We start from the raw sequence: 25,687 nt of genomic DNA, 5'->3' as shown, positions 1-25,687 counted from the left end.
CGGTTCGGGCGATCCTGCGGGATGCCCCGCCTGACCGGCCGGTAACCCTGCCGAACACCCTAACTGTTCGAGCGTCCGTATTGCCGCGCTCCTGACGGTGTTCGTGGACCGGGCGACCCAGTGGCTAAAGTTGCTACCCGTGACCAAGCCCGCAGTGACCCGCATTTTCGGCCGACGGGCAACCCTGAAACGCTCGTTCGGCCTGCTCAGCGACTTCCGCCACGAGCAGTCCGCGCCCGACATCTTCTACGGCGCGCTTGCGCGCGACTCCGTCGAATTGATCTCGGACCTGCACGAAGGTCACACCGGACGATCCCTCGACGGTCTCACTGTCCTCGACGTGGGCGGCGGTCCGGGCTATTTCGCGGAGGTCTTTCAAGCCGCAGGTGCCCGCTACATTCCCGTCGAACCCGATCCGTCGGAGATGCATGCTGCGGGTCTGACCGTGGGCGGCGCGGTGCGTGGATCCGGTTTGGCACTGCCGTTCCTGGACTCGTCCGTGGACATCTGCTTCTCCTCCAACGTGGCCGAACACGTCAGCGAGCCCTGGCTGATGGCCGAGGAAATGCTGCGCGTGACCAAGCCCGGCGGCTTGATGGTTCTCTCGTACACCCTGTGGTGGGGTCCGTTCGGCGGCCACGAAACCGGACCGTGGCACGCGCTGGGTGGCGAGTACGCAGCCAAGCGGTACCTACGCAAGACCGGACGCGAACCGAAGAACAGATTCGGGGTGTCGTTGTTCAAAGTCGGCGCCACGGACGGCTTACGCTGGGCCCGTGGAACCAGCCAGGGCACGTTGCTCGCCGCGATCCCGCGCTACCACCCGTCGTGGGCGTGGTGGATGGTCCGAGTCCCCGGTCTGCGGGAGTTCCTGGTGAGCAACCTCGTCGTGGTTCTCGAAAAGCGATAGCGACATGCGCCTCGCAGTCGACATCGGTGGTACCAAGATGGCTGCCGGGGTCGTGTCCGAGGACGGCCGCGTTCCCGTGTTCGACAGCGTTCCGACGCCGCAGACCGACCCGTGGGGATCCTGTGCGGCGCTGCTCGAACGAGTCGCAGACGGCCGAGAGGTCGACGGTGTCGGCATCGCGTGCGCCGGGCCGGTGGACACCGTCGCCGGCGTCGTCGCTCCCATCAACATCACCGAGTGGGCACAGGGATTCGAGCTCGTAGCGGGCGTCCGCAGCGTCTTTCCCGACGCCGGAACCGCCCTCGCAATGGACGGAGCCGCAGCGGCATTGGCGGAGTTCCACCACGGCGCCGGACGCGGAACCCCGAACCTCCTGAGCCTGGTCGTCTCGACGGGAATCGGCGGAGGAATCGTTCTCGGCGGTGAGATTGCTCGGGGTCGCACGGGGAACGCCGGTCACATCGGCCACATCGTCGTTCCAGGATCTGCCGAACCGTGCAGCTGCGGGGGCGTCGGCTGCCTCGAGACGGTGGCAAGTGGACCGTCCGCGGTGCGATGGGCTCGTAGCCAGGGCTGGTCGGGGAACACCGGCCGTGAACTAGCCGAGGGTGCACGCAGCGGCGACGCGATCGCCGTGGACGCGCTTCACCGTGCAGGCACGGCGCTCGGTGGTGCCATCGCCTCGGCGGCTGCCCTCCTGGACGTGGACCTCGCGGTGATCGGCGGCGGTTTCGCCCAGTCGGGTACACCGCTGTGGGAACCGATGCTCGACGCGGCTGCCCGACATGCCCGTTTGTCGTTCGTCGCCGGGCTCCGGATCGTTCCCGCCGAGCTGGGTGGCGCCGGAACTCTGACCGGTGCGGGCTTGCTCGCGCTCACCGCCGTTATCTGACACGCGTTCTTCCCCGATAAATCCGCAGGGAGTCCCACTAAACGGGTGCCACCTGTTCCCAATTTCTGTAACGTGTTTTAGTGTTCTGACTCACACCGTTACGGGCATTGCACGTGACGCCTACGGGAAGGAGGTGACCGTGAGCCCAGACGCTTCCTCATCTGACGTTGCCTCGACTGCTTCTTCGACCGATGAAACCGAGCATCACGCCCAGGTCGCCCGACCAAGCGATTCCCTCCGCGACACCGAAGACCTCCGTGAGCGCCTGGAACGGTGGATGGTCGGCAAGGTGCCGAGCGGATCCACTGTGACCGTCGCCGACGTCACCTTGCCCGCAGCCAACGGCATGTCCAGCGAAACCATCCTCTTCGACGCCACCTGGGACGGCGAACATCATCCCTTGGTCGCTCGGGTGGCGCCGACGGAATCGACCATGCCGGTCTTTCCTGCCTACGACCTCGAATCCCAGTTCCGCACCATGGCTCAGGTGCGCGAGCACTCGGCAGTGCCCGTACCCGCGGTGTACTGGTCGGAATCCGACCCGGACGCGTTGGGTGCGCCGTTCTTCGTGATGGAACGCATCTCCGGCGACGTGCCACCGGACGTCATGCCGTACAACTTCGGATCGTGGGTCACCGAAGCGTCACCCGAGCAGCGAAAGACCCTGCAGCGCAGCTCGGTCGACGTCCTGGCTCAGTTGCATGCCATCGACAAACCTGGTGAGCGTTTCGACTTCCTCCGACTCCCGAATTCGGGAACGACTGCACGAGAAGCATTCACGGCGCACATCGCCGAGCAGCGCGCGTACTACGAGTGGGTGGTCTCCGACGGGATCAGATCACCGCTCATCGAACGTGCCCTCGACTGGATCGAGGAGAACAATCCCGCGGACGATTCGCCGGCAGTGCTCTGTTGGGGCGACTCGCGCATCGGCAACGTCATGTACCAGGACTTCGCGCCGGTAGCCGTACTGGACTGGGAAATGGCAACTCTCGGCCCGCGGGAGATGGATCTGGGCTGGATGGCATTCCTGCACAGGTTCTTCGAGGACATCGCCGGACTGGCGAACCTACCCGGTCTTCCCGACTTCCTTCGACTGCCGGATCTCGCGCAGACCTACGCCGAGATCACCGGCCACACCCCACACGATCTGGAGTTCTACGTTACCTATGCCGCACTGCGTCAGGCGGTCATCATGTGGCGAATCCAGGCTCGCGCCATAGCTTTCGGCCAGTCACAGCGACCCGAAGACCCCGACGACATGATCATGCACCGCGCTTCGCTCGCCGCGATGCTCGACGGTACCTACTGGGAGAGGTTGGCCTGACATGCTCTCACCGATGGACGACTATCCCGTTCACCAGATCGCCGAACCGATCCGTCACGTAGCCACCTCGGATCGAAACTTCTACGACCGCTACTACTTCAACTGCTACCCCACCGAATCCCCCGACGTGTTCCTCATCGTCGGACTCGGCCAGTACCCCAACCTCGGCGTCATGGACGCCTTCGCGGTACTGCGCCGCGGTGACGACCACATCGTTGCTCGTATGTCGAAGGCTCTGGGCGCCGACCGCACCGACACCACCGTCGGGCCTTTGCGCATCGAAGTGCTCGAAGGGCTGCAGAAGCTCCGCGTCGTCCTCGAACCGGGCAGCGAATACGATCTCTCCTTCGACATCACCTTCGATGCCACTATCCCGGCGGCGCTCGAGCCCAAGCACTTTCGCCGTCAACTCGAACGAGTCACGTTCGACACCTCACGCTTCCTGCAGACCGGAACCTGGACCGGATCGCTCACCGTCGACGGGGAGGACTTCGCGATCGACCCGAAGACGTGGCGAGGTAACCGCGACCGCTCGTGGGGTGTGCGTCCGGTCGGTGAAGCCGAACCGCAAGGCAGACGCGCCGTCGACGGAATCCAGAACTTCTTCTGGATCTACGCGGTCATGCAGTTCGACGAGTTCACGATCTCGGTGATCATGCAGGAAGACGAGCAAGGCAGGCGCATCGTCGAAGAAGCCATGCGAGTGTGGCCGGACGAAGCCAGGGACAACGAATGGCTCGGCCGACCCGAACACGAACTGACGTTCTGCCCCGACACCCGCGACGTCACCGGAGCGACCATCACCTTCCACCGGCCAGGCGGTGAAGTCCTCACCGTCGCCTGCGAACTGCTGCTGGCCAACTACATCGGAATCGGCACCGGCTACGGGCTCGAACAGGACTGGCGTCACGGAATGTGGCAGGGCGAACTCGTCGTACAGGGACTGCGCCACAAGGTCCACGAGATCGAACCGTTCCAACGCATGTTCTCCCCCGTCGACAATCTCGCGTCCTTCACTCTCGCTGAGGGCACGAACACCAACACCGGCACCGGTCTTTTCGAGGTAGCCGCCATCGGACCGCACGAGAAATACGGATTCACCAGTTTCACCGACACCGCACAGGCAGATGACGCGTATGCCCTCGCGGCGACCGACAACACCGAGGAATGAATTGATGACTGACTACGACAAGCTCTACATCGGTGGAGCATGGGTGGCCCCGGCCACCGACCAGGTACTCGAAGTGTTCTCTCCCGCAACGGAGGAGCGCGTCGGCAGCTGTCCCATCGCAGCACCGGCAGACATCGACGCGGCCGTGTCCGCAGCCCGCGCGGCGTTCGAGGGACCGTGGTCACGCACCACCCCCGCCGAGCGCGGCGCGATCCTCGCCAAGGCCGCCAAGCTGATCGAAGAGCGCAGCGCGGAGATCAACCAGCTCATCTCCAACGAGATGGGCCAGCCGCCCGCCATGGTCGGCATGATGCAGCAGACCCCGTCGATGGCGACGCTGGGCTACTACGCCGAGCTGGCCGACAAGTTCGCGTGGGAAGAGAAGCGCACCGGCGCATTCGGGCAGACCAAGGTGACCCGTGAGCCCGTCGGCGTCGTCGCCGCCGTGCTGGCTTGGAACGTCCCGCTGTTCCTGGCGATCAACAAGCTGGCCCCCGCACTGCTCGCCGGCTGCACCGTACTGCTCAAGCCCGCACCCGAATCCCCTCTCTCCGTCCACGTGATCGCCGAGATCTTCACCGAGGCAGGCGTTCCAGAAGGCGTCATCTCCGTGCTCCCCGGCGGAGCCGAGACCGGCGAATACCTGGTCTCTCATGCGGGCATCGACAAGATCACGTTCACCGGATCCAGTGCCGTCGGCCGCAAGATCGGTGCCATCGCCGCACAGAACCTCAAGCGCTGCTCCCTCGAACTGGGTGGCAAGTCCGCCGCGATCATCCTCGAGGACGCCGACATCGCCGCCGGAATGCCGATGCTCGTCATGTCCGGCCTGATGAACACCGGTCAGGCCTGTGTCGCTCAGACCCGAATCCTCGCTCCCCGTTCGCGTTACGACGAGGTCATCGAGGGAATGAAGACCGCCGCAGGCTTCATGACCGTCGGCGATCCGTCCGATCCCGCAGCACAACTCGGCCCGCTGATCTCCGAGAAGCAGCGCGAGCGCGTCGAGGGTTACATCGCCAAGGGTAAGGAAGAAGGCGCGCGCGTCGTACTCGGTGGTGGACGCCCCGCCGGCCTGGACAAGGGCTGGTACGTCGAGCCGACCATCTTCGCCGACGTGGACAACTCGATGACCATCGCACGCGAGGAGATCTTCGGACCCGTTCTCTCGGTGATTCCGTACGACTCCGAGGACGAGGCCATCAAGATCGCCAACGATTCGGATTACGGCCTCGCCGGATCGGTGTGGACCACCGACATCGATCACGGACTCGAAGTTGCTGCGCAGATCCGCACGGGTACCTACGCGATCAACTGGTACGCCTTCGATCCCGGATCGCCGTTCGGTGGTTACAAGAACTCCGGTATCGGGCGCGAGAACGGACCTGAGGGCCTCGAAGCCTTCTGCGAGACCAAGTCCGTACTCATGCCGCCCGGCTACGTGGGCTGACCCACCCGGGAGTTGGCACCCTTTGCTGACAGTTGGCACCCGTTCCGACCTGCCGGAACGGGTGCCAGCCCCATGAAATGGGTGCCAACTCCCAGCGAATCCACAGATCCACCCGGTACCGTCGAAAACGAATCAGTCATCTCACAAAGGACATTCATATGCTCACCAACGCCATCAACGCTTTCCTCGCACTCTGGGGCAGCGCCTCCGTCGGCAGCAGTGGATACCAGATCCCGCCGGGAACCCTTCCCTTCGGTTCCTGAGACAGGACAACAGAACCCGCTGAGCGCACTTCGCGCTCAGCGGGTTCTCTGTTTCGCCGACCTGCATCTACCGGTCCAGAACGTGATCCTCCAATTGATTCTCCTGACCTGCGACCAATGCTTCAGCGTCACCGGCGTCCACGTGCCCGAACCAGGTACCGCCGGGGTTCGCGATCACCAACGGCCCCAGGTTGCACGGGCTCAGACAACCGGTTCCGGTCACCTTCGACGAGGTACCTTTGGCCGCCGCGCTCATCGCCCGGTGCAACGGTCCTGCTCCGTACGCCATACAGCGAGGGCCCTTGCACACCAACAGATGCCTATCGTGCTGCTCGATCACGGACCACGCCGGACTGCGATACGACGCCGGACTCGCGGTGATCGGCTTTCCCGCCGAGTCGAGTTCGTCGATCACCTGCCCGGCCACCGCACCTTCGAGCGTTTCCGTTTCATGGAGCGTCACTTCCAGTTCGGCGTCGATCCGGGTTTCGCGCCAGTTCGCAACCGCCTTGCTGGTCCACGTGAGCAGGTACCGATCCCTCGGCACCGCAACTGGAATCAACACGACCTTGTCGACGTCATCGACATGGGCTCGATCGAGTTCCTCGTGAAGGCTCGGCGAGGAGACATCGAGGTACGCAATACGAACGTCGACGTCGGTGCCCGCCTGAACAGCGTCGAGCATCCGTCGTGCAGCCGACTCGTCCAGGCCGCTGACAGTCGGCCGTAAGACGACAATCACCCGACGCGAGCACCGGTTGTTGCTCATGCCGACGGCGCGGTTGTCCAGTCGATGCTGCTCGACGGAGCCAGCCCGAACTCTTCGATCTTCGCGCGCAACTGTTCCGCGCCGTAGATATTGGGGAACCCACTGGTGAACATGGCGAGCGGGAGTACGACGAAACGGTTCTGCTTGACTGCGTCGAGGTCACGCAGGCCTTCTCGGCTCTTGATCGCGTCGATCTTGCCCTGTACTTCGTCGGCACTCTTCTTGTAGTCCATGATCACGATGATGTCGGGTTCTGACTTCGCGACGGTCTCCCAGCTCGCTTTGAACCAGGTGTTGTCGACGTCGGCGAACACATTGGTTCCCCCGGCGACGTCGATGATTCCGTTGGGGGCTCCGTTGCCGCCGCTGGTGTACAGATCTTCTTCACCGCTGTCGTAGATCAGCACCTTCGGCTTGTCGGCGGCATCTGGCGCGGACTCCAGACGTGCCAAACGTGAATCCAATTCGGTCAATGCCTCGGCGGCGGTGTCCTCGGTTCCGAACAGCTTTCCGTAATTGGTCACGTCCGCACGAAGGGCATCCCACGGACCCATCGTGCCGAGCGCGGAATCCGCTGCGGCACTCTGCCGACAACTATCGGAGATCACATATGCATCGATGTTGTTGCTCTGCAGCGATTCCGGCGTCACACCGGAGGCTCCCTTGAACAAGCCACTGTAGGAGCCGACCACCAGGTCCGCCTGCTTACCCAGAATCGTCTCCATCGTGATCGTTCCGTCCAGGTGTGGGACGTCGGCGATTCCGGGACCGAACATCGAGTCCATGACCGCGTCGTTGTTCGTGTTCAACACGACGGCAGCGAGACGATCCAGACCGCCGACTCGGAGAATGGTACCGATATTGGCCGCATTGCTTGTGGCAACAACCTTTTCGATCGGAAGCTGGAAAGTGCTTTCCGTTCCGCAGTTCTCCAGCGTGACCGAAGTCTTGTCCGCGGCTTCGTCGACGGGCGCGGTTGCCGAGCATCCGGACACGGCCAACAACGCTGTCGCGGCTACAACCGCACCGAACGACGCGCGGGTCTTTACGTGTATCAAAGTGCACTCTCCGAAAATGTGTGTTGTGGTTGAGAATTTCGTGATTCGAATACGAGGTGTGAACGGCCTGTCGCGGGGTTCACGAGTTCGAAAGTCTCGACGCCGAAAACAGTTGCCACCACCGAGGTGGTGAGTACGTCGGATGGATGTCCGAACGCCCTGGCCACTCCATCCGCGAGCACGAGCACCCGATCGCACACTGCCGCAGCCAAATCGAGGTCGTGCAGTGCCATGATCACCGTCCGGTCCAACGACCGGACCAGATCGAGCAGTTCGAGTTGATGCCGGATGTCGAGATGATTGGTCGGCTCGTCGAGGATGAGCACACCGGCGTCCTGCGCGAGACCTCGGGCGAGAAACACCCGCCGACGCTCACCGCCGGAAAGCGTGTCCATCGAAGAGAACCGGTGCTCGATCATTCCGACCTCGCCCAGAGCACGATCGACGACGGCATTCTCGTGCTTTCCACCGACGCTCCAGGGCTTTGCATGTGGCGTGCGGCCCAGACTCACGTACTCGTGAACCAACAAATCGGCGGGACTCTGCTCTTCCTGCGCCACAAAGGAAATGGCTTTGGCCCTCGACCGCGCGGACATCGCGTGCACGGAGTCGCCGCCGACACGAATGTCACCGCCGGCGATCGGCCCGAGACCCGCGAGAGCACGCAAGAACGTCGACTTGCCCGATCCGTTCGGACCAACCACGCCGACCACTGCGCCGGCGTCGGCCGCGATGTCGACGCCTTTGACGATGGTTCGACGGTCGATGCGGACAACGACTCCGGACGCGGTCAGCGCCAGGGCTCGGGCGCTCACGAACTGCCACCGAATCGGTAGCGCCGACGGCCGAGAAGCAGGAGAAACAGTGGGGCCCCGATCACCCCGGTCACCACGCTCAGCGGGATCTCGGTCGGCCGCAACGAGGTCCGCGCCACGACGTCGACCCACACCAGGAAGGACGCGCCGATCAGTGCTGCCGCCGGTAACACCACTCGATGTCTGGCTCCGACGAGCATGCGTGTGACGTGCGGTATGACCAAGCCTACGAAGGCAATCGCGCCGGACACTGCAACCATCGTGCCGACCAACGCTGCCAGCACGCCGAACAGCACGTTTCGCAGGGTTCGGACGGGAATACCGAGCGAAGCCGCGACGTCCGGTCCGGCCGCCAGCGCATCCAGCCAACCGTGCAGGGCGAACACCGCTGCCGTCAGCAGGAACACAACGATGACCGGCGCCCACAACTTGTCCCAGGATGCCCCGGCCAAACTTCCCAGGAGCCAGAACAATACGGACTGCGCGGCCTGGGAATCATTGGTACGCAGCACCAGAAAACTCGCGATCGCCGACAGGGCGGATGCGGTAACGGTGCCGGTCAGAACCAATCGCAGTGGAGTGATACCGCCTTGCAGCGTCGCGATGGTGAAGACGAGAATCGCAGCTCCCAACGCCCCGATCATCGCGCCGAAACTGAGCGCCCACACTCCCGCGCCGGCGAACAGTCCGGTGGTGATGACGGCGGTGGCACCGACACTCGCGCCGGACGACACTCCCAGCAGGTGGGGATCGGCAAGAGCGTTACGGACGAGGGTTTGCACCACCGCGCCGGCGACGGCAAGACCAGCGCCGACGGCCAGACCGAGCAGTACCCGAGGTGCTCTGATCCCCCACACGATCGCAAGTTCGGAACGCGTGACGGGTGGGCCTCCGAAGCGCGAGTGCACCACGTCCACCACAGTGGACACGGGGAGCATCTCGGATCCGAATGCCAACGCGCACACAGCAGAGAGCACGGTGACGACCAGCAGAGCGGGCAGCACGATACCCGGACTGAGCCGTCCTCGCGGCGCACCCGCCTTCGGCGGAGGCAGGTGGGTAGGTGGAGACAGAGCTCCGCCAACAGCATTCATGGTGTGACCGATCCATCCTCGTGGCATGACACAACGTCAACGAGGGTGGTATCTGGCTACGGTCGACGCAGGGACGACCTCACAGTGGCGGGACCGCGCCGGAATTGCACCGACTTCCCATTACCTCGATGATGACGTCAGAACCATAACGGACTGTGGTCACCATTCCGCACACCGGATCAGGATTCCGACGCGATCATCGATCTCGTCTGCCGCACGACGGCTTCCGTTCGCACTCGAAGTTCTTCGGGTGAATCCGATTCCAGCACAACCCGATGCACCTGGCTGTCCACGGCAGTCACAGTCAGCCGCGATGTCAGCAACGCATCCTCCGCACTGAAACCGCGGCTCTGCAAGTAATCCGAAAAACCCAGTACCAGTTGCCGATTCATTCCTTCGACCTGCTCGATGAGCTCACGCGTACGCGGAACCTGATCGTAGAGCAGGTGAAAGAACTCTCGCGGCTTACTGTTCACTTCGACCGCGCACTCCACCAACATCCTCACGGCCTCGTCCGGGGTGAGCTCACGCTCGACGATGTCGGCAAGGCAGAGCGCAAAACTCTCCCGCGCAGCACTCACGTGACGGTTCGCCAACTCCGAGAGGATCTCGTACTTGTCGCCGAAATACTGGTAGAGCGAGCCCACCGACACCCCTGCTTCGTCAGCGATCCGGTTGGTGGTCGCTGCCATGGCTTCCGAAGCGAAAACGCGAGTAGCTGCCTCCAGGATCGCGTCGTAGGTAGCCCTCGAGCGCTGCTGGGAGGGCCTTTTCCGCCGAGTCGACACGGTCCTCCGATGCGAGTTGTCAGCCGCGACGCCGATACCGAGAATTGTGTAGGTGACCAGCGCCGATTACTCGAAGTTTATGCCCGACCGGTACACCGACCACATGCCGGCGCCGACCCCGACGTGGTGGGAGTGGAACGGCAACACCGTCCACGTCGCACGGGCCGTGGTTCCAGACGCGCCGGTTCGTGTTCTCGGCATCCACGGCGCCGGCGGCTACTCGGGCGCGTTGTGGCCGTTCGCCGGGATCGGCGTGAAACTCGGAGCCGAAGTCCTCTTCCCTGACCTTCCGCTGTACGGCGACACCGTCGTAGCCGATCCCGCCGGCGTCCGGTACGAGCAGTGGGTCGATCTCCTCTGCGATCTCGTCCGGGCCGAGAAGGCAGCCGACGATCGGCCGCTGGTGTTGTTGGGAGCCAGCATCGGCGGTCTGCTGGCCTACGAGGTAGCCGACGTGGCGAACATGAGCAGCAATCGGGAGCTCGCAACGCTGTGCGCAACCGATCCGCGCGGTGGCGGTGTTCGGGTGCCACTCGGATTCCTCAGCAGCTACTTCTCGTTCGAGCACACCGCACCCGAAGCATTTCGGACGACGCCCGTTCTGCTCACCCACCCGGCCGACGACCGATGGACGCCACCCGAACTGAGCCTGCAGTTCCTCCGCCGCATCAACGCACCCACCGAATTCGTGATGCTGGACGGGTGCGGGCACTTTCCCGTCGAAGAGCCGGGCCTGACGCAGTTCCACGACGCCGTCGCCACACTGCTGCACTCCGTCGCCGAGCGTCACCGCACGAAACTGTCGTCACCCGCCTAGCCTGAGAATCGTGAGCACCGAAACGGAAGCATCGGCCGACGAGAGCACCACGACGGTCGTACTGGCGTTTGCGGCGAACGCGCTGATCGCCGGTGCCAAGACGGCGGCCGCCATCGTCACCGGATCTGCATCGATGGTCGCAGAGGCCACCCACTCCTGGGCCGATACCGGCAACGAAGTGCTGCTGCTGATCGCGAACCGCCGCTCGAAAAGGGTTCCCGACCGAGACCAGCCACTCGGCTACGGCCGGGAGGCATACATCTGGTCGATGTTCGCCGCTCTCGGACTGTTTGCACTCGGCGCGGGTGTCTCGATCACTCATGGCATCCAGGAACTGTTCCATTCCGAACCGGCGTCCGACTTCGGTGTCGCCTACGCCGTCCTCGGCGTCTCGTTCATCCTCGAAGGCATCTCGTTCCGGCAGGCGTACAAACAACTCCGAAACGAAGCGTCCGCCGTGAACCGCGACGTCATGACCCAGGCACTCAACACATCCGACCCGACGACTCGGGCCGTGTTCGCCGAAGATGCTGCGGCACTTATCGGTTTGGTCATCGCGTTCGTCGGTGTTCTGTTGCACCAGGTCACCGGTTCACCCATCCCCGACGCCCTCGGCTCCATCTTCGTCGGCATTCTCCTCGGGGTCATCGCAATCATTCTGATAGATCGGAACCGCCGCTTCCTGGTCGGCGAAGAGGCCTCACCGACGCTGCGGGCAGCAGCCGTCGAAGCTCTCACCCAACTGCCCGAGATCAACCGAATCACGTTCCTGCGTATGGAATACCTCGGGCCGCGACAGGTCTACCTGGTGGCCAGCGTCGACCTGGTCGGTGACTACGCGGAATCCCGTGTGGCCCACACGTTGCGCGAACTCGAGCGCTCACTCGAGCAGAGCCCACGTGTCGTGCGGGCGATCCTGACCCTCTCGACCCCCGAAGAACCGTCGATCACAGTCTGAACTTCCGGCCGGGCGATAGGCTCGGGCGATGCGCACACTGATCGTGATTCTGGCGGTTCTGGGATTTGTCGTCGGGGGAATTCCCCTGGTGGGCAGTCTGATCGACGTGATGACCAGCCCTGACGAGACCATCGTCTATCAGGGTTCCTACGTACCGTTCCGGGACGTGCAGATGGCTCGGGACTACGAGTCGACAATAGCCACCGCCTACGAACCCTTAGACGGACCGCGCTGGCTCGTCCTGGCCTGCTATCCCTTGATCGGAGCAGCATTGGGCGCTGCGACGGCCGTCGTACTGGGACGTCGCGGGTGGCACCTGACGCGAGCCTGAACAGACGCCGATGGCCACCCGCCGTCTACACGAGGGTGGCCATCGAAGAAGGAGTGCTTCAGATGTACATCGCCGGATCGATGTAGCTGTTCGGGTCCACCAGTTTTTCCTTGGTGGTCCGTGGCCGCGCCACCGCCGGGATACCCGTCGCGATGGATTCGGCCGGAACATCTCTGGTGACAACGGCATTGGCGCCGATAGCGCTACCTTCACCGATGACGACAGGTCCGAGGATCTTGGCACCAGCGCCGACGGTGACCCGGTCTCCCAGCGTCGGGTGACGCTTGACCTGCTCGAGCGAGCGACCACCGAGAGTGACGCCGTGATAGAGCATCACGTCGTTACCGACCTCGGCCGTCTCCCCGATCACGACGCCCATGCCGTGATCGATGAAAAACCGCCGACCGATGGTGGCACCGGGATGAATCTCGATGCCGGTGACGAAGCGTGTCAGCTGCGAGAGCACTCGCGCCGGGCCGCGTAGCGCAGGGACGGCCCACATGCGATGCGCAACCCGATGCGCCCAAATAGCATGCAGCCCTGAATAAACGAGCGCGTTCTCCACATTGCTGCGCGCGGCAGGATCCTGACCGCGCGCAGCCTGCAGGTCCTCGCGAATTGTCCCGAGGATACTCACAAGTCTCAGTCCCGGATGTGTTCGAACAGCGGGGTGGAGATGTAACGCTCGCCGAAGTCGCACACGACAGCCACGATCAGCTTGCCGGCGTTTTCCGGACGCTTCGCCAACTCGAGTGCTGCCCAGACGATGGCGCCGGACGAGATGCCGCCCAGGATGCCTTCCTTGGTGCCGAGTGCGCGAGCGACCTCGATGGAATCGGGGAACGAGACGTCGATGATCTCGTCGTAGATCTCGCGATCGAGGACGTCGGGCACGAAGTTCGCGCCGATTCCCTGGATCTTGTGGGGGCCGGGCTGGCCACCGTTGAGGATCGGTGAGTCGATGGGCTCGACGCCCACGATCTTGACCTCGGGCTTGTACTTGCGAAGGGTGCGTCCGACGCCGGTGATAGTGCCGCCGGTGCCGATGCCGGACACGAAGATGTCGACGGCGCCGTCGGTGTCGGCCCAGACCTCTTCGCCCGTCGTTGCCTCGTGGATGGCCGGGTTGGCCGGGTTCGCGAACTGGCTGGCCGAGACAGCGTTCTCGGTCTGCTCGACGATTTCCTTGGCCTTGGCGACCGCACCGGCCATGCCCTCGGATCCCGGGGTCAGCACGATCTCGGCGCCGTAAGCACGCAGCATCACGCGACGCTCGGTGGACATGGTCTCGGGCATGGTCAGGATGACCTTGTAGCCGCGAGCAGCACCGACCATGGCGAGTGCGATACCCGTGTTACCGCTGGTTCCCTCGACGATGGTGCCACCGGGCTTGAGTGCACCGGACTTCTCGGCGGCGTCGATAATCGCCACGCCGATCCGGTCCTTGACGCTGTTGGCCGGGTTGTAGAACTCGAGCTTGACGGCGACCTGTGCGTCCAGGCCCTCGGTTAGACGGTTGAGCCGCACGATCGGGGTGCGCCCGACCAATTCGGTCACGTTGTTGTAGATCCCGCTCATATCTGGTCCTCCTGAGGATCGAGTGTGTCGACCCGCTCGCTGATCACTGCTTTACGGCTGAACTGCATAACGGCTGAACTGCTTAACGGCTACAGGCAAGGGCATACAGACGACCGATGCCGCATCGGTTCATCAAATTGAACCAATGCGGCATCAGGCCACTACATACGGGGGCGGTTTATCAGGCCAACCGCTGCTTCAGAGCTTCGAACTCGTCGCGAATGCCGGTCGGCAGCTTCTCGCCGACGAAGTCGAACCACTCTTCGATGAGCGGGATCTCGGCCTTCCACTCGTCGATGTTGACCGCGAGGGCCTCGGTGATGTCGGCGTCCGACACGTCCAGGCCTTCGATGTCGAGTGCCGATCCGGTGGGAACGACGCCGATCGGGGTGTCGATACCGGCAGCCTTGTGCTCGATACGCTCGACGATCCACTTCAGGACGCGAGAGTTCTCGCCGAAGCCTGGCCACAGGAAGCGTCCGTCGTCGCCGCGGCGGAACCAGTTGACGTAGAAGACCTTGGGGAGCTTGGACGCGTCGGCGGACTTGCCGAGGTCGATCCAGTGCTGGAAGTAGTCACCGACGTTGTAGCCGAGGAACGGCAGCATTGCCATCGGATCGCGGCGAACCGTACCGACCTGGCCTTCGGCTGCTGCGGTCTGCTCGGAGCCGACCGTTGCACCCATGAAGACGCCGTGCTGCCAGTCGCGAGCCTCGGTGACCAGCGGAACCGTCGTCTTGCGGCGTCCGCCGAACAGGATTGCCGAGATCGGCACGCCCTTCGGGTCGTCCCACTCGGGAGCCATGATCGGGCACTGCGACATCGGGGTGCAGTAACGCGAGTTGGGATGAGCCGCATGGGTGCCCGACTCGGGCGTCCACTCGTTGCCCTTCCAGTCGATCAGGTGCTGCGGGTCGCCTTCGAGGCCCTCCCACCAGACGTCACCGTCGTCAGTCAGAGCGACGTTGGTGAAGACCGTGTTGCCCTGGTCGATGGTGCGCATGGCGTTGGGGTTCGAGGACCAGTTGGTGCCGGGAGCCACGCCGAAGAAACCGAATTCCGGGTTGACGGCGTACAGCTGTCCGTCCTCACCGAAACGCATCCAGGCGATGTCGTCACCGAGGGTCTCGGCGCGCCACCCGGGGATGGTCGGCTGGATCATCGCGAGGTTGGTCTTGCCACAAGCGGAGGGGAATGCCGCCGCGATGTAGTAGGCCTTGTCCTCGGGCGAGATGAGCTTGAGGATGAGCATGTGCTCGGCCAGCCAGCCCTCGTCGTGCGCCATTGCCGAGGCGATACGCAGCGAGTAGCACTTCTTGCCCAGGAGAGCGTTTCCGCCGTAGCCGGAACCGAAGCTCCAGATCTCACGATCCTCGGGGAAGTGGGTGATGTACTTGGTGTCGTTGCACGGCCACGCGACGTCTTCCTGGCCTTCGGCCAGCGGAGCGCCCAGCGAGTGCAGCGCCTTGACGAAGAACCCGTCGGTGCCGAGCTTGTCGAGAACCTTGCTGCCCATGCGGGTCATGACGCGCATGGAGACGACGACGTACTCGGAATCGGTGAGCTCGACGCCCAGCTTCGGGTCCTCGGCGTCGAGGGGGCCCATGCAGAACGGCACGACGTACATGGTGCGTCCACGCATGCAACCGCGGTACAGGTCACCCATGAGGGTGCGCATCTCCGCCGGGTCCATCCAGTTGTTGGTGGGACCTGCGTCGATTTCTTCCTTCGAGCAGATGTACGTACGCGATTCGACTCGCGCGACATCGGACGGATCGGAGTTGCCGAGGAAAGAGTTCGGCTTCTTCTCGTCGTTGAGGCGGGTGAAGGTTCCTGCCTCGACCAACTTCGTTGTCAGTCGGTCCCATTCTTCGTCCGAGCCGTCTGCGAAGACGACGCGATCAGGCTGGGTGAGTTCGGCAACCTCTTGCACCCATGCAAGCAGTTCCTTGTGCTGCGTGGGGGGCGTGCCGTCAGTTCCATTGAGACCGGGAATGGTCGCTGAGGTCATCAAACTCTCCTGGGGTGAGCCGGAACCGGGTTCTCGTGACACCGGATGCGAACTGCAGCGCCCCGATACCAGTCGATCCCGGTGTCCCCCTCTCGACGGGGTCCAGCCGCGTCATCCACTCACGTGGATTTCACGGACGCCGGGTGTCCTATGTATTGAGGTTAACGCTGGCTGTTCACCTGCAGGTAATCGGGTGCGGTCAGAAATGTCACAGAAACGATTCAGTTGGTGTGTTCAGGTGCCTACCCGGCGCTCAGAGCACATAAACGGAAGCTTTTCAGAGCGCTCCGGCATCGATTTTCTGCCACACGAGGGCGCCTTCGTCGTCTCGACTGCATTCCCAGGCCGAGTAGTCGCCGTCCGACTCGATCATCGTGAGGCGATCGGCGCTACCGTCGCGATCGAAATCGGACACGATCACGACAGCGTCGTCGGAGTGGACGACACGGCTGTCGACCGTTCCGTCACCGTCCAAGTCGAAGGCGTCGAAGTTCAGGTCGCCGGCATCGACCGGTCCCGACGCGGGCCCGAAGGTCTCGGGCTCGATACGCCCAGGATCGAGCGCTTCGGCTTCGTGCCCGTCGATGTGTCCGGCCGTGATCAGAAATGCTTCCATTACTCCCCCTACTGGATGGTGACCTACTGCTTCGGCAACCCCTACCGAAACCGTCCGCTCAGTATTACCAGACCCCGACGATCAGTCGTGGCCGAAATTGCCGCACTGTGGAGAACTCTGCACTCGCGAAATGATCAGTAGGCGGTGTTCAAAACGGCGAGGTCGCGCTCGCACGACGCGAGCTGACCCGATCTGGCCGCGGCGAGCTCACGAAGTTCACCGTCGATCTCCACGATTCGAGCCTGCGCCGACGCCAACTGCTCGCGACTCTCCGCCATGATCGCCGCTCCCAGATCCGCCTCGGCCTCGAGCAGCACGCTCTGCACTCGCTGCTCCCACTGAGCGCGAACCGCCGACATCGATTCGACGATCCACGACCTGGAGTGGGCACGATCGGCCGTCAGCCCGCGAGATCGCGCCAACCACCACGCCGCGGCGCCACCCAGAATCAACGTCACGGGGATACTTGCGAACTCCAAGGCCGGAATCATTTCCAGCGGAGTCACTGCGATACGGCCGAGGCCGAGACCCGCGGACGCGCCGACAAGAATTGTCACCCGGTCCTCGTTTCCGCGCTGACGGCCCGGCAGGCCCTCCGGAATCTGCGGGGAAGGCATGTATCCGTTCGTCCCCGCAGATTCCACCGCTGCCGCCATCGCGGCGTCGAACACCCGGGTGTGGTGGTCGACCTCGTGCTGCAGTCGCGTCGGCACGCTGCCCAATTCGGCTCGCGAGGCCGTGTCGACCCAGGCACGTGCCCCGGCGACCGTCGCCCGGGTTGCCTCGGCGATTTGTTGTGACAGATCCCCGCGCGCTCGTTGCAGTCGGCTTCGCACCTGCACCAGGCGTTCGCCTCGCCGGCCGTCACGGTCTGCGAGCAGCTGCGATCGCTCTGCCCGCAGTTCGGCACCAGGAACACCGTCACGTAGATTCCGGATCTCCATCTCGATCATCCGGCGCGTCTGTGCGATGACTCCGGAATCCGAACCACCTGCTTCCCTCTCCCGTGCCGCCCGGCTCACGACCGCAACGAGTGACTGCTCCTGACCAGGCGCAATCGGGACCACCGGAGCCTGAGCAAAAGCGGTGCAGTGCGAAGCGAGAATCTCGGCATCACGCCGGCGCACCGCCTGCCAGTCTCGATAGACGTCGACGCGGGTCAGCGCCACCACCACCGGGGTTCCGCGCGCCGCAGCGTCGCCGAGGAGAAGGAGATCCTCGCGTCCGATCACACTGGCGGCGTCGACGACCAGAAGTACGACGTCGGCGTCCACCTCGCGTGTCACTGACGAACAATCATCCGAAGCATCGAACATCTGCGCGACGTCTTCCCGTCCACACCTTGGTGGACCGACAACGTAAATGCGAGTGCCCCTGCATGTTTCGGCGGCGACCTGGCGACCCGGATCGGATGCCGGATTCCATCGCTGCACCACGCGCAGCACCGAATCCGGAAGTACCGAAACGCTATTCATCGGTCACCGCCGGGGCAGAGCGATCGCCTCCGAGCTGCGCCCACCGACGCACATACCCGCGTCGAATCAGTGAGACCCTTTGTTGCGGACACTGTTCCGACTCGTCCACGAGCTCGCCCCACCACCGGCTGCACGTGCCCGCGTCGTCAGCGGTACGAGGATCGGGAGGCTCGCCTTGACGCAGGGCTCGAATTTCGGGGCTCATCATCGCCGCCGCAGCGCCGAACAACACCGCGGAGTCCGAACTCAGATACAACTCGATCTCGTCCCTGCCCGCAGCGCTGCGCGAGGCAGATCGCCTCAGCGCCGGGCCGATCTGCTCGACCCGGCCCCACCACTGCGCCTCCAGAACAGGTCCGAGAGCCGCCAACAACTCTTCGACGCCGCGCCCGGTCAGTGTCTCCACCGGAACCGTGGGCACGCCGACGTTCTCCGAGATTTCCGCCGCCCGTCCCAGCGCCTCGTCCCAGCGCGGACCGAACAAGTCAGCCTTGTTCGCAGCGACGACCACACGATCGGAAACTCGGGCAATGGCTCGGCCGTCGACGTCGCGGACCGCGTCGACCACCACGTAGACAACGCAACGAGGACCCAGATCGGGGTTCGACGTTCCAGGGACATCGAATGCCCTCGACTCGGTCACCACAACCGGTGCGCCGACAACTCTGCGCGAGAACCGGTCGTCGCGCCCCAGGATCCGCGCCAAAGACGACCGCCCCACCCCGGCTCGCCCGGCGACCACCAATTCGAGCGGCGCTGTCAGCGATCCGAGCACCGAGTGAACCGCCTCTGCGGCTCCCGAATCGATCGACGTCAGCCGATATGCCAGAGCGCGCAGCTGATCGATCGGCTCCGAGCAGGCGTCGTCGATCGATTCTGCGGGCAACATTCGTGACCAATTACTGCATGCAAATCCTGTGTTCATCCCCACCCCACGTCCCCATCGTGTCGGTGAGATTCTGTCAGGTTCTCGGCAAGGACGGCAGGTGACACCACCCTTTCGCCGACAGTCCGAAGTCGACGGTTTCAGGACTTTCCGTGGAAAGTCTCAACTCAAACTTCAGACCCGTCTGCGCTAAACGGGGGTCATGCGTGACAATGGGTTCGTGAACGAAGCCGATCAGCATGCACCGCAGACCCCTGACACGGGGCAGACGGACCACACCAAGGGGTCCCGTCTCCATCCGAGAGTGACCAGCTTTCGCTCTCGCCGGGGTGCGCTGACCGACGCACAGCAGCAGGCTTGGGACCGTCAGTGGCCGCTCATCGGCGCCGACGTCTCGGACACACCGCTCGACGCGAACGCCTGGTTCGGACGCGAAGCACCCCTGATCATCGAGATCGGTTCGGGTACCGGCACCGCGACGGCCGCAATGGCCAAGGCGGAACCGCACGTGAACCTGATCGCGATCGAGGTGTACCGCCCCGGGCTGGCGCAGCTTCTCCAGCAGGTCGAACGCGAAGAAATTCCCAACGTCCGCGTACTGCGCGGTGACGCGATGGACGTACTCGAGAACATGGTCGCCCCCGAATCGCTGACGGGCGTCCGGGTGTTCTTCCCGGATCCGTGGCCCAAAGCCCGACATCACAAGCGTCGCCTCCTGCAGGGGCCGACGTTCGCGCTGATCGCCAACCGTCTCAAGCCTGGCGGAGTGCTGCACGTGGCAACCGATCACGCCGAGTACGCCGAATGGATCGAAGAAGCCGGCAATGCCGAGCCGCTGCTGACCGCACTCGACTGGGAGTCTCCGATGACCCACGAGCGTCCGGTCACCAAGTTCGAGGACAAAGCCCATAAGGTCGGAAGTGCAATCACCGAGCTTATATGGGGGAAGATCAGAGCATGAGCGTCAGCGAACAGCTATCCGACGACGTGACGTCGTCGGAATCTCCTCTCGACTTCGGTCGTGACTCCCGCCACCCCAAGCGGGTGCTTCTGGTCTGGGACGCCCCTAACCTCGACATGGGCCTCGGCGCCATCCTCGGTGGTCGGCCTACCGCCGCCTACCGGCCACGATTCGACGCTTTGGGTCGTTGGCTGCTCTCTCGCACCGCCGAACTGTCCGCACAGAACAGCGGCACGCTCGAGCCTGAAGCGACCGTCTTCACCAACATCGCGTCCGGCAGCGCCGACGTCGTTCGTCCTTGGGTCGAAGCCTTGCGTAACGTGGGTTTCGCGGTGTTCGCCAAGCCGAAGGTCGATGAAGACAGCGATGTCGATTCGGACATGCTCGAGCACATCGCGCTCCGGTACGGCGAGGGCCTCGCCGGAATCATGGTCGCCTCCGCCGACGGCCAAGCGTTCCGCGAACCTCTCGAGGACATCGCAGCAACCGGTATCCCGGTCCAGGTTCTCGGGTTCCGTGAACACGCCAGCTGGGCTGTGTCGTCCGATATCTTGGACTTCGTCGATCTCGAGGACATCCCAGGTGTCTTCCGTGAGCCTCTGCCACGGGTAAGCCTGGACACCCTGCCCGACGAGGGCGCCTGGTTGCAGCCGTTCCGACCGCTTTCTGCCCTGCTCATCGGGCGAAAAAGTGTTGCCGAGTAGGAGTTGATCAGTGTTCGCCAGCTGGGGAAGCATCGTCTATCGAGCCCGCTTCACCGTCATCGCTGTCATGGTGGCGGGGCTCCTCGGGCTCGCTGCGTACGGCCTGAGCCTGCAGGATCATCTCAGCCAGAGCGGCTGGGACGATCCGGGGTCGGAATCGGTAGAGGCTGCCAAACTCGCTGACGGCACGTTCGGACGCAGCACGACGGGTGACGTTCTGGCGCTGTACACGGCGCCGGAGGGCAAGACCGTCGACGACCCCGAGTTCCAAGCGAAGGTCATCGACAATCTGCAGCGACTCGTCGCCGACAACCCCGACCAGATCATGAAGATCAACGGCTCGTACTTCAAGGTCGACAACGGTCTCTCGGTGGCGGCCCTGGCGGACAAGACCAAGCAACACGCGGTCACCAGCATCGCGATCGCCGGAGACAACGACACCGCGGTGTCCAACAACTTCCGCGACGTCGAGTCGCAGTTCTACATCGACGGCGTCGACGTGCAACTCGCCGGCCTGCAACCTGTCGCGAATTCGCTCAACGACACGATGGCCAACGACATCAAGCGCATGGAAATGCTCGCGATTCCTGCTGTCGGTGTCCTGCTGTTCTTCGTCTTCGGTGGCGTCGTCGCTGCTGCCCTCCCGTTGATCGTCGGCGGTCTGACCGTCATCGGCGCCAACGGCATCATTCGACTGATCACCAACTTCACCGAGGTCAACGCGTTTGTTGCGCCCGTGGTCTCTCTGGTCGGCCTGGGTCTCGCGATCGACTACGGACTGTTCATCGTCAGCCGTTTCCGAGAAGAGATAGCCGAGGGGTACGACACCCCGACCGCTGTACGCCGAACGGTCATGACGGCGGGTAGAACGGTCATGTTCTCGGCGACCATGGTTGCCGTCAGCCTCGGCGGTCTGCTGTTGTTCCCGCAGGGCTTCCTCAAATCGGTGGCTTACGGCGCCATTGCTGCCGTCATGCTTGCCGCGATCTCGTCCATCACGATTCTTCCCGCGATTCTCGGCATTCTCGGCAAGCGGATCGACGCGCTGACCTTCAAGAAGCTGCGCCAGACCAAGACCAACGAGGAAATCGAGAACGGTTTCTGGGGCAAGCTCACCCGCTGGGTCATGCAGCATCCGCTCAAGGTCGCGGTCCCGATCGTCGCGGCTCTACTGCTGATGATCATTCCGCTGACGGGCATCAAGTTCGGCGGTATCAACGAGACGTACCTGCCCCCGGACAGCCCCACGCGTGTCGCGCAGGCGCAGTTCGACGAACTCTTCCCCGGCAATCGCACCGAGCCCGTTCGACTCGTCATCGAGGGAGCCGACAACACCACCCTCGGTCAGATTTCCAAGACCGCAAATGCTGCGCCGGGTCTGGTCGAGAAGTTCACCCCGGAGGTTGCGACGAAGGACGGTGTCAACGTCCTCAAGGCCGGTCTGACGGAGCGGAACGAGGCACGTCCCACCATCGACTATCTGCGGTCCGCGGACTGGCCCGAGGGCACAACTGTGCTGGTCGGCGGTACTCCGGCCATCGAGCAGGACAGCGTCGACGCATTGCTCGATCGTCTGCCGCTGATGGTCGTATCCGTCATCCTGCTGACGACCTTGCTGATGTTCTTGACGTTCGGCTCGCTCGTCCTGCCCATCAAGGCCGCATTGATGAGCGCGCTCGGACTGGGTTCGACGCTCGGAATCCTGACCTGGATCTTCATCGACGGGCACGGTTCCGGTCTCTTGAACTTCACGCCGGGACCGATCATGTCTCCCGTCCTGGTGTTGATCATCGCGATCGTCTACGGCCTGTCGACCGACTACGAAGTGTTCCTGCTCTCCCGCATGGTCGAAGCGCGCGCGCAGGGCGCGAGTACTACCGAATCCATCCGTATCGGCACGGCACATACCGGCCGGATCATCACCGCTGCCGCACTGATTCTGATCGTGGTCACCGGCGCATTCGGCCTGTCCGATCTGGTGATGATGAAATACATCTCCTACGGCATGATCTCCGCGCTGATCATCGACGCGACTCTCATCCGAATGTTCCTGGTCCCCGCGACCATGAAACTGCTCGGCGACGACTGCTGGTGGGCTCCGGCCTGGATGAAGCGGATCCAGCAGAAGATCGGGCTGGGCGAGCCGATCCTCGACAACGAGCTGGTACTCGCGAACGTCCCGCAGATCGCGCCTGTCGGTGCGATCGCCGGACCGGGGCAGCCGCGCAAGATCGAAGCGGCCTCGCGGGTCATGCCGCCGCCTGCCCCGGCTGCACAGCCGGAAAGCGGACCTCGCGTTCCCGATCCTCTCACCGAGCCCATTCCGCTCAGCGAAATGGCGATCAAGGCACCCAACACGGAGGCTCCCGCCGCGGAGAAGCCGGCACCGCGACGTCGTCTCGATATCGGGAGTGCAGCCAGCGCCCCCCAGAACCTGATCGAGGCACCTGTACCCAATCCCTCGTACCGGCCGCAACCGAATGCCAGCGACAAGCGCAGAAACCCCACGCCCGCTGCGCCGGCCGAGCGTCCCATCGAGAGTTGGTTGTCGGACCTGCGGGCCCGGGAACAGACTCCCCCGGCCTCACGTCCACTGCCGGTGGTCCGGACGCCTTCGCGGACAAACGGTTCGGCGACCAACGGTGCTGCCAGCAGCAGTTCAGGCTCCAACGGCGCGAGCCGGAACGGCTCCGCAAACGGTGCTACCAACGGCTCTGCAACAAACGGTTCAGCCCCGACCTCGGTGGAGGCGACCCCCCAGTCGCCGCCTCCACCGACCGCTCCGGAGCGTCGTAACGGGGTTTTCACGGATTCGCCTTCGCCTACCAACGAGCCCCGAGTCTCGGACGCCACCCCTGACGGCGACGACAACGCCACCGGCAGGCACCGGCCTGACGACGCAGGCGCCATCAGCGTGAGCGAGCTCATCGCTCGCCAGAAGCGAAGCTGACCTGCTCCTGCTCCTGCTTGGCGAAGGCTCGTGCATAACGTGTCCCGACCAGCAGGAGCAGCAAGCCGACCACCAGGAAGGCAACGCTACGCACCAGCCCACTGAGTGTGGCCAGGTCGAAGAGGAACAGCTTTGCCACGGCCGCACTGGTGAGAGCAAGCCCGGCTCCGAGCAAGACGCGAGCGTGCTGGCGGTTGTTCAATCCGAGCACCAGCGCTGACGTGGCGGCAAGCATCCACACTATGGTTGCAACACTGTGCCCGGCAACGAAACCGGTTGCACTGTCGAAAATTTCGACGCCGGATGAGACGAGCGCGCACGTCACCGCGTAGAGGACACCGAACCCTGCGCCCGCCCATAGAACCGCCGCGTTGGAATCGGCAATCAACTTCAGTCGGTGAATCGCCCAGACCAGCATCACCACCGCGCCTATCGCCGTCAGGCTCGAGAGCGCCGTGATCGCACCGAGTTGCATGGATGCGGCGCGAGCGGTCGTCAACGCTTCCGGCGGAACCGTCGTGAGGTATCCGATCGATCCGATTGCCGCAAAGGCGGTTCCGAGCGCGAAGACGAAGCGCGAACCCGCATACAGCGAGACTCCGAGGAAGATCATTCCGACCGTGAGGATCAGCGGTACGACCAGAGATTCAGTCGCCCCGGAGAAGCAGCAGAGCAACAATGCGAGGGCGCCGGTTGCGCCCAGTCCGAATCGCAGTTGCGTCGGCAAAGGCTTGGCCGCCGCTGCAGCCGAAAGAAGTAGTGCCGCAGCAATTCCGTACAGCACTGCGGATTCGGTGCGCCCGAGCACGGCTCCGACGCTCATCAGCGGAAGGGACGAGACAACAAAGGTAGCGGTGGACCACGCCCCTGCAATGCCGTCACGCGAGGGCGAACCCGTCCACTGCATAACCATCGCGCAGCCGGCCCCCACGATTGCAACCACGCCGGCACTGATCACCAATTGCACTGCACTGTTACCGGATTCGCCGAAGATGGACTCCGACGCTATCGCTGCGAGCAGTGCGAGAACCACCGGTACGGTGCGCGCCATGCCCAGGTACTTCCAGTCACGACCGAGCTGGGCGGAGAATGTCGCCGACTGGATCGCGAAGAGGAAACCGATGAGGGTCAACGATATTCCCGACGTCAACACGGGAGCCAGCAGCGCTGCTCCCAGAACGATCATGAGCGCCAGCGATTCGGAATCCCACTTCACGGCGAGGGCAACGCCGGCGGCGGCGATTCCGAAGGCAATCACCACCGCGAGCGGTGTCGTCACCCAACCGTAGAGAACGGAGGCTGCGACGACATCGAGATACATCCCTGCAAAACCTGTGGCAGCCAGGGCAATTGCCCCAACTTTGCCCCCTGGCCGTCCGTGGACCCGCACCCCGGCAAACACCAAGGCGCCGGAAAGGAGCGCACCGCCGAGCACCCGCAGCGGAGGTCCGAAGAATCCGGCCTGCGCTGCAAGTACCAGCAGCATCACGACGCCGATCAGTGTGACGGCAACACCTGCCGCGGCCAGGAGTCGACTGATGACACCGTCGCGTTGCCACCAGGGCTGGCGAGGCGCGGCAACCGGATACGTCGGCGGCTGCCACGCGGGCACGCTCTGCTGAGGACGCATTGGTGGCATCTGCGGCACCTGTGGCGCCGGAGATGCGGGTGCCGGAACTACCGGCATGGGCGGGGTCGCAGTAGCCGAGGACAGCTGAGTCTGCAGGATCGACAGGTTCTGGCCCATGTGACGCAACTGCCGGCCGATGCTGTCGCACTCGGCCGAGAGGGCGGTCACCAGTCGCGGATCGACGGCGGAAAAGCTCGGTGTGGTCATGGCTTCGAGCTTGCTGCGTGGCCGAA

23 protein-coding genes and 1 riboswitch are annotated in these 25,687 nt (G+C 63.8%); of the genes, 11 read left to right on the top strand and 12 right to left on the bottom strand.

Annotated elements, in window-relative coordinates:
- The first annotated feature begins 139 nt into the window (after positions 1-139).
- From GN300_RS16335 to GN300_RS16315, 5 genes are all read left to right on the top strand, one after another.
- Positions 140-910, top strand: coding sequence for a bifunctional 2-polyprenyl-6-hydroxyphenol methylase/3-demethylubiquinol 3-O-methyltransferase UbiG (locus tag GN300_RS16335; RefSeq protein ID WP_003945692.1), 771 nt, complete (start codon positions 140-142; stop codon positions 908-910).
- 4 nt (positions 911-914) lie between these two features.
- Positions 915-1,802: an ROK family protein gene (locus GN300_RS16330; RefSeq protein ID WP_007734524.1), complete on the top strand. Its 888-nt coding sequence runs from the start codon at positions 915-917 to the stop codon at positions 1,800-1,802.
- 139 nt (positions 1,803-1,941) lie between these two features.
- Positions 1,942-3,129 carry a phosphotransferase family protein gene (locus tag GN300_RS16325; protein WP_063315146.1) on the top strand — a complete coding sequence of 396 codons (1,188 nt, stop codon included), beginning with the start codon at positions 1,942-1,944 and terminating at the stop codon, positions 3,127-3,129.
- Between the two features lies 1 nt (position 3,130).
- Positions 3,131-4,300, top strand: a complete 1,170-nt coding sequence (locus GN300_RS16320; RefSeq protein ID WP_063314956.1) for a hypothetical protein — start codon at positions 3,131-3,133, stop codon at positions 4,298-4,300.
- A 4-nt stretch (positions 4,301-4,304) separates the two neighbouring features.
- Positions 4,305-5,750 (top strand): aldehyde dehydrogenase, encoded by a 1,446-nt coding sequence (locus GN300_RS16315; protein ID WP_003945530.1) that lies wholly within the window; start codon positions 4,305-4,307, stop codon positions 5,748-5,750.
- A gap of 330 nt (positions 5,751-6,080) precedes the next feature.
- Here the strand turns inward: GN300_RS16315 and GN300_RS16310 are convergent, their stop codons facing one another.
- From GN300_RS16310 to GN300_RS16290, 5 genes are all read right to left on the bottom strand, one after another.
- Positions 6,081-6,782 carry a (2Fe-2S) ferredoxin domain-containing protein gene (locus GN300_RS16310; RefSeq protein ID WP_054781993.1) on the bottom strand — a complete coding sequence of 234 codons (702 nt, stop codon included), beginning with the start codon at positions 6,780-6,782 and terminating at the stop codon, positions 6,081-6,083.
- Positions 6,779-7,840, bottom strand: a complete 1,062-nt coding sequence (locus GN300_RS16305; protein WP_063314957.1) for an ABC transporter substrate-binding protein — start codon at positions 7,838-7,840, stop codon at positions 6,779-6,781. The genes GN300_RS16310 and GN300_RS16305 overlap by 4 nt, the downstream gene beginning before the upstream one ends.
- The gene (locus GN300_RS16300; protein ID WP_063314958.1) at positions 7,837-8,655 is read right to left on the bottom strand and encodes an ABC transporter ATP-binding protein; all 819 of its coding nucleotides are present in this window, start codon (positions 8,653-8,655) and stop codon (positions 7,837-7,839) included. Before GN300_RS16300 ends, GN300_RS16305 begins: the two co-directional genes overlap by 4 nt.
- On the bottom strand, positions 8,652-9,659 hold the full coding sequence (locus GN300_RS16295; protein ID WP_047269567.1) for an iron ABC transporter permease: 1,008 nt from the start codon (positions 9,657-9,659) through the stop codon (positions 8,652-8,654). The genes GN300_RS16300 and GN300_RS16295 overlap by 4 nt, the downstream gene beginning before the upstream one ends.
- A 115-nt stretch (positions 9,660-9,774) precedes the next feature.
- Positions 9,775-9,912, bottom strand: a riboswitch (cobalamin riboswitch).
- Positions 9,913-9,928: 16 nt separating this feature from the next.
- Positions 9,929-10,537, bottom strand: coding sequence for a TetR/AcrR family transcriptional regulator (locus GN300_RS16290; protein ID WP_082845673.1), 609 nt, complete (start codon positions 10,535-10,537; stop codon positions 9,929-9,931).
- A 52-nt stretch (positions 10,538-10,589) separates the two neighbouring features.
- Between GN300_RS16290 and GN300_RS16285 the strand changes: the two genes are divergently transcribed.
- The 3 genes from GN300_RS16285 to GN300_RS16275 are packed head-to-tail and all read left to right on the top strand — an operon-like array spanning position 10,590 to position 12,643.
- On the top strand, positions 10,590-11,354 hold the full coding sequence (locus GN300_RS16285) for an alpha/beta hydrolase (protein ID WP_063314960.1): 765 nt from the start codon (positions 10,590-10,592) through the stop codon (positions 11,352-11,354).
- 10 nt (positions 11,355-11,364) lie between these two features.
- The gene (locus GN300_RS16280; protein ID WP_042452614.1) at positions 11,365-12,312 is read left to right on the top strand and encodes a cation diffusion facilitator family transporter; all 948 of its coding nucleotides are present in this window, start codon (positions 11,365-11,367) and stop codon (positions 12,310-12,312) included.
- A 28-nt stretch (positions 12,313-12,340) separates the two neighbouring features.
- On the top strand, positions 12,341-12,643 hold the full coding sequence (locus GN300_RS16275) for a hypothetical protein (RefSeq protein WP_063314961.1): 303 nt from the start codon (positions 12,341-12,343) through the stop codon (positions 12,641-12,643).
- A gap of 58 nt (positions 12,644-12,701) precedes the next feature.
- Here GN300_RS16275 and epsC read toward each other — a convergent pair whose 3' ends face one another.
- From epsC to GN300_RS16245, 6 genes are all read right to left on the bottom strand, one after another.
- Positions 12,702-13,280 (bottom strand): serine O-acetyltransferase EpsC, encoded by a 579-nt coding sequence (gene epsC, locus GN300_RS16270; protein WP_003945907.1) that lies wholly within the window; start codon positions 13,278-13,280, stop codon positions 12,702-12,704.
- 5 nt (positions 13,281-13,285) lie between these two features.
- Positions 13,286-14,221: a cysteine synthase A gene (gene cysK, locus GN300_RS16265; RefSeq protein ID WP_003945916.1), complete on the bottom strand. Its 936-nt coding sequence runs from the start codon at positions 14,219-14,221 to the stop codon at positions 13,286-13,288.
- Between the two features lie 181 nt (positions 14,222-14,402).
- Positions 14,403-16,232, bottom strand: a complete 1,830-nt coding sequence (locus GN300_RS16260; RefSeq protein ID WP_003945806.1) for a phosphoenolpyruvate carboxykinase (GTP) — start codon at positions 16,230-16,232, stop codon at positions 14,403-14,405.
- Positions 16,233-16,509: 277 nt separating this feature from the next.
- Positions 16,510-16,848, bottom strand: a complete 339-nt coding sequence (locus GN300_RS16255) for a DUF6802 family protein (protein WP_063314962.1) — start codon at positions 16,846-16,848, stop codon at positions 16,510-16,512.
- Positions 16,849-16,982: 134 nt separating this feature from the next.
- The gene (locus GN300_RS16250; RefSeq protein ID WP_232329989.1) at positions 16,983-18,134 is read right to left on the bottom strand and encodes a hypothetical protein; all 1,152 of its coding nucleotides are present in this window, start codon (positions 18,132-18,134) and stop codon (positions 16,983-16,985) included.
- Between the two features lie 181 nt (positions 18,135-18,315).
- Positions 18,316-19,212 (bottom strand): GTPase domain-containing protein, encoded by an 897-nt coding sequence (locus GN300_RS16245; RefSeq protein WP_063314963.1) that lies wholly within the window; start codon positions 19,210-19,212, stop codon positions 18,316-18,318.
- Between the two features lie 199 nt (positions 19,213-19,411).
- Here GN300_RS16245 and trmB point away from each other — a divergent pair, with 199 nt between their 5' ends.
- The 3 genes from trmB to GN300_RS16230 are packed head-to-tail and all read left to right on the top strand — an operon-like array spanning position 19,412 to position 23,824.
- Positions 19,412-20,170: a tRNA (guanosine(46)-N7)-methyltransferase TrmB gene (gene trmB, locus GN300_RS16240; RefSeq protein WP_037132323.1), complete on the top strand. Its 759-nt coding sequence runs from the start codon at positions 19,412-19,414 to the stop codon at positions 20,168-20,170.
- The gene (locus GN300_RS16235; RefSeq protein WP_003945733.1) at positions 20,167-20,874 is read left to right on the top strand and encodes an NYN domain-containing protein; all 708 of its coding nucleotides are present in this window, start codon (positions 20,167-20,169) and stop codon (positions 20,872-20,874) included. The genes trmB and GN300_RS16235 overlap by 4 nt, the downstream gene beginning before the upstream one ends.
- 10 nt (positions 20,875-20,884) lie before the next feature.
- The gene (locus GN300_RS16230) at positions 20,885-23,824 is read left to right on the top strand and encodes an MMPL family transporter (protein WP_007734492.1); all 2,940 of its coding nucleotides are present in this window, start codon (positions 20,885-20,887) and stop codon (positions 23,822-23,824) included.
- Here GN300_RS16230 and GN300_RS16225 read toward each other — a convergent pair.
- Positions 23,799-25,661, bottom strand: coding sequence for a DUF2339 domain-containing protein (locus GN300_RS16225; RefSeq protein ID WP_063314964.1), 1,863 nt, complete (start codon positions 25,659-25,661; stop codon positions 23,799-23,801). The genes GN300_RS16230 and GN300_RS16225 overlap by 26 nt on opposite strands.
- Positions 25,662-25,687 lie beyond the last annotated feature (26 nt).

It is taken from the genome of Rhodococcus sp. Ni2 (genome assembly GCF_021352185.1).
GTDB lineage: Bacteria > Actinomycetota > Actinomycetes > Mycobacteriales > Mycobacteriaceae > Rhodococcus_F > Rhodococcus_F qingshengii.
The sequence above is the reverse complement of the archived record's forward strand: the minus strand, read 5'-3'. Positions and strand labels throughout refer to the sequence as shown.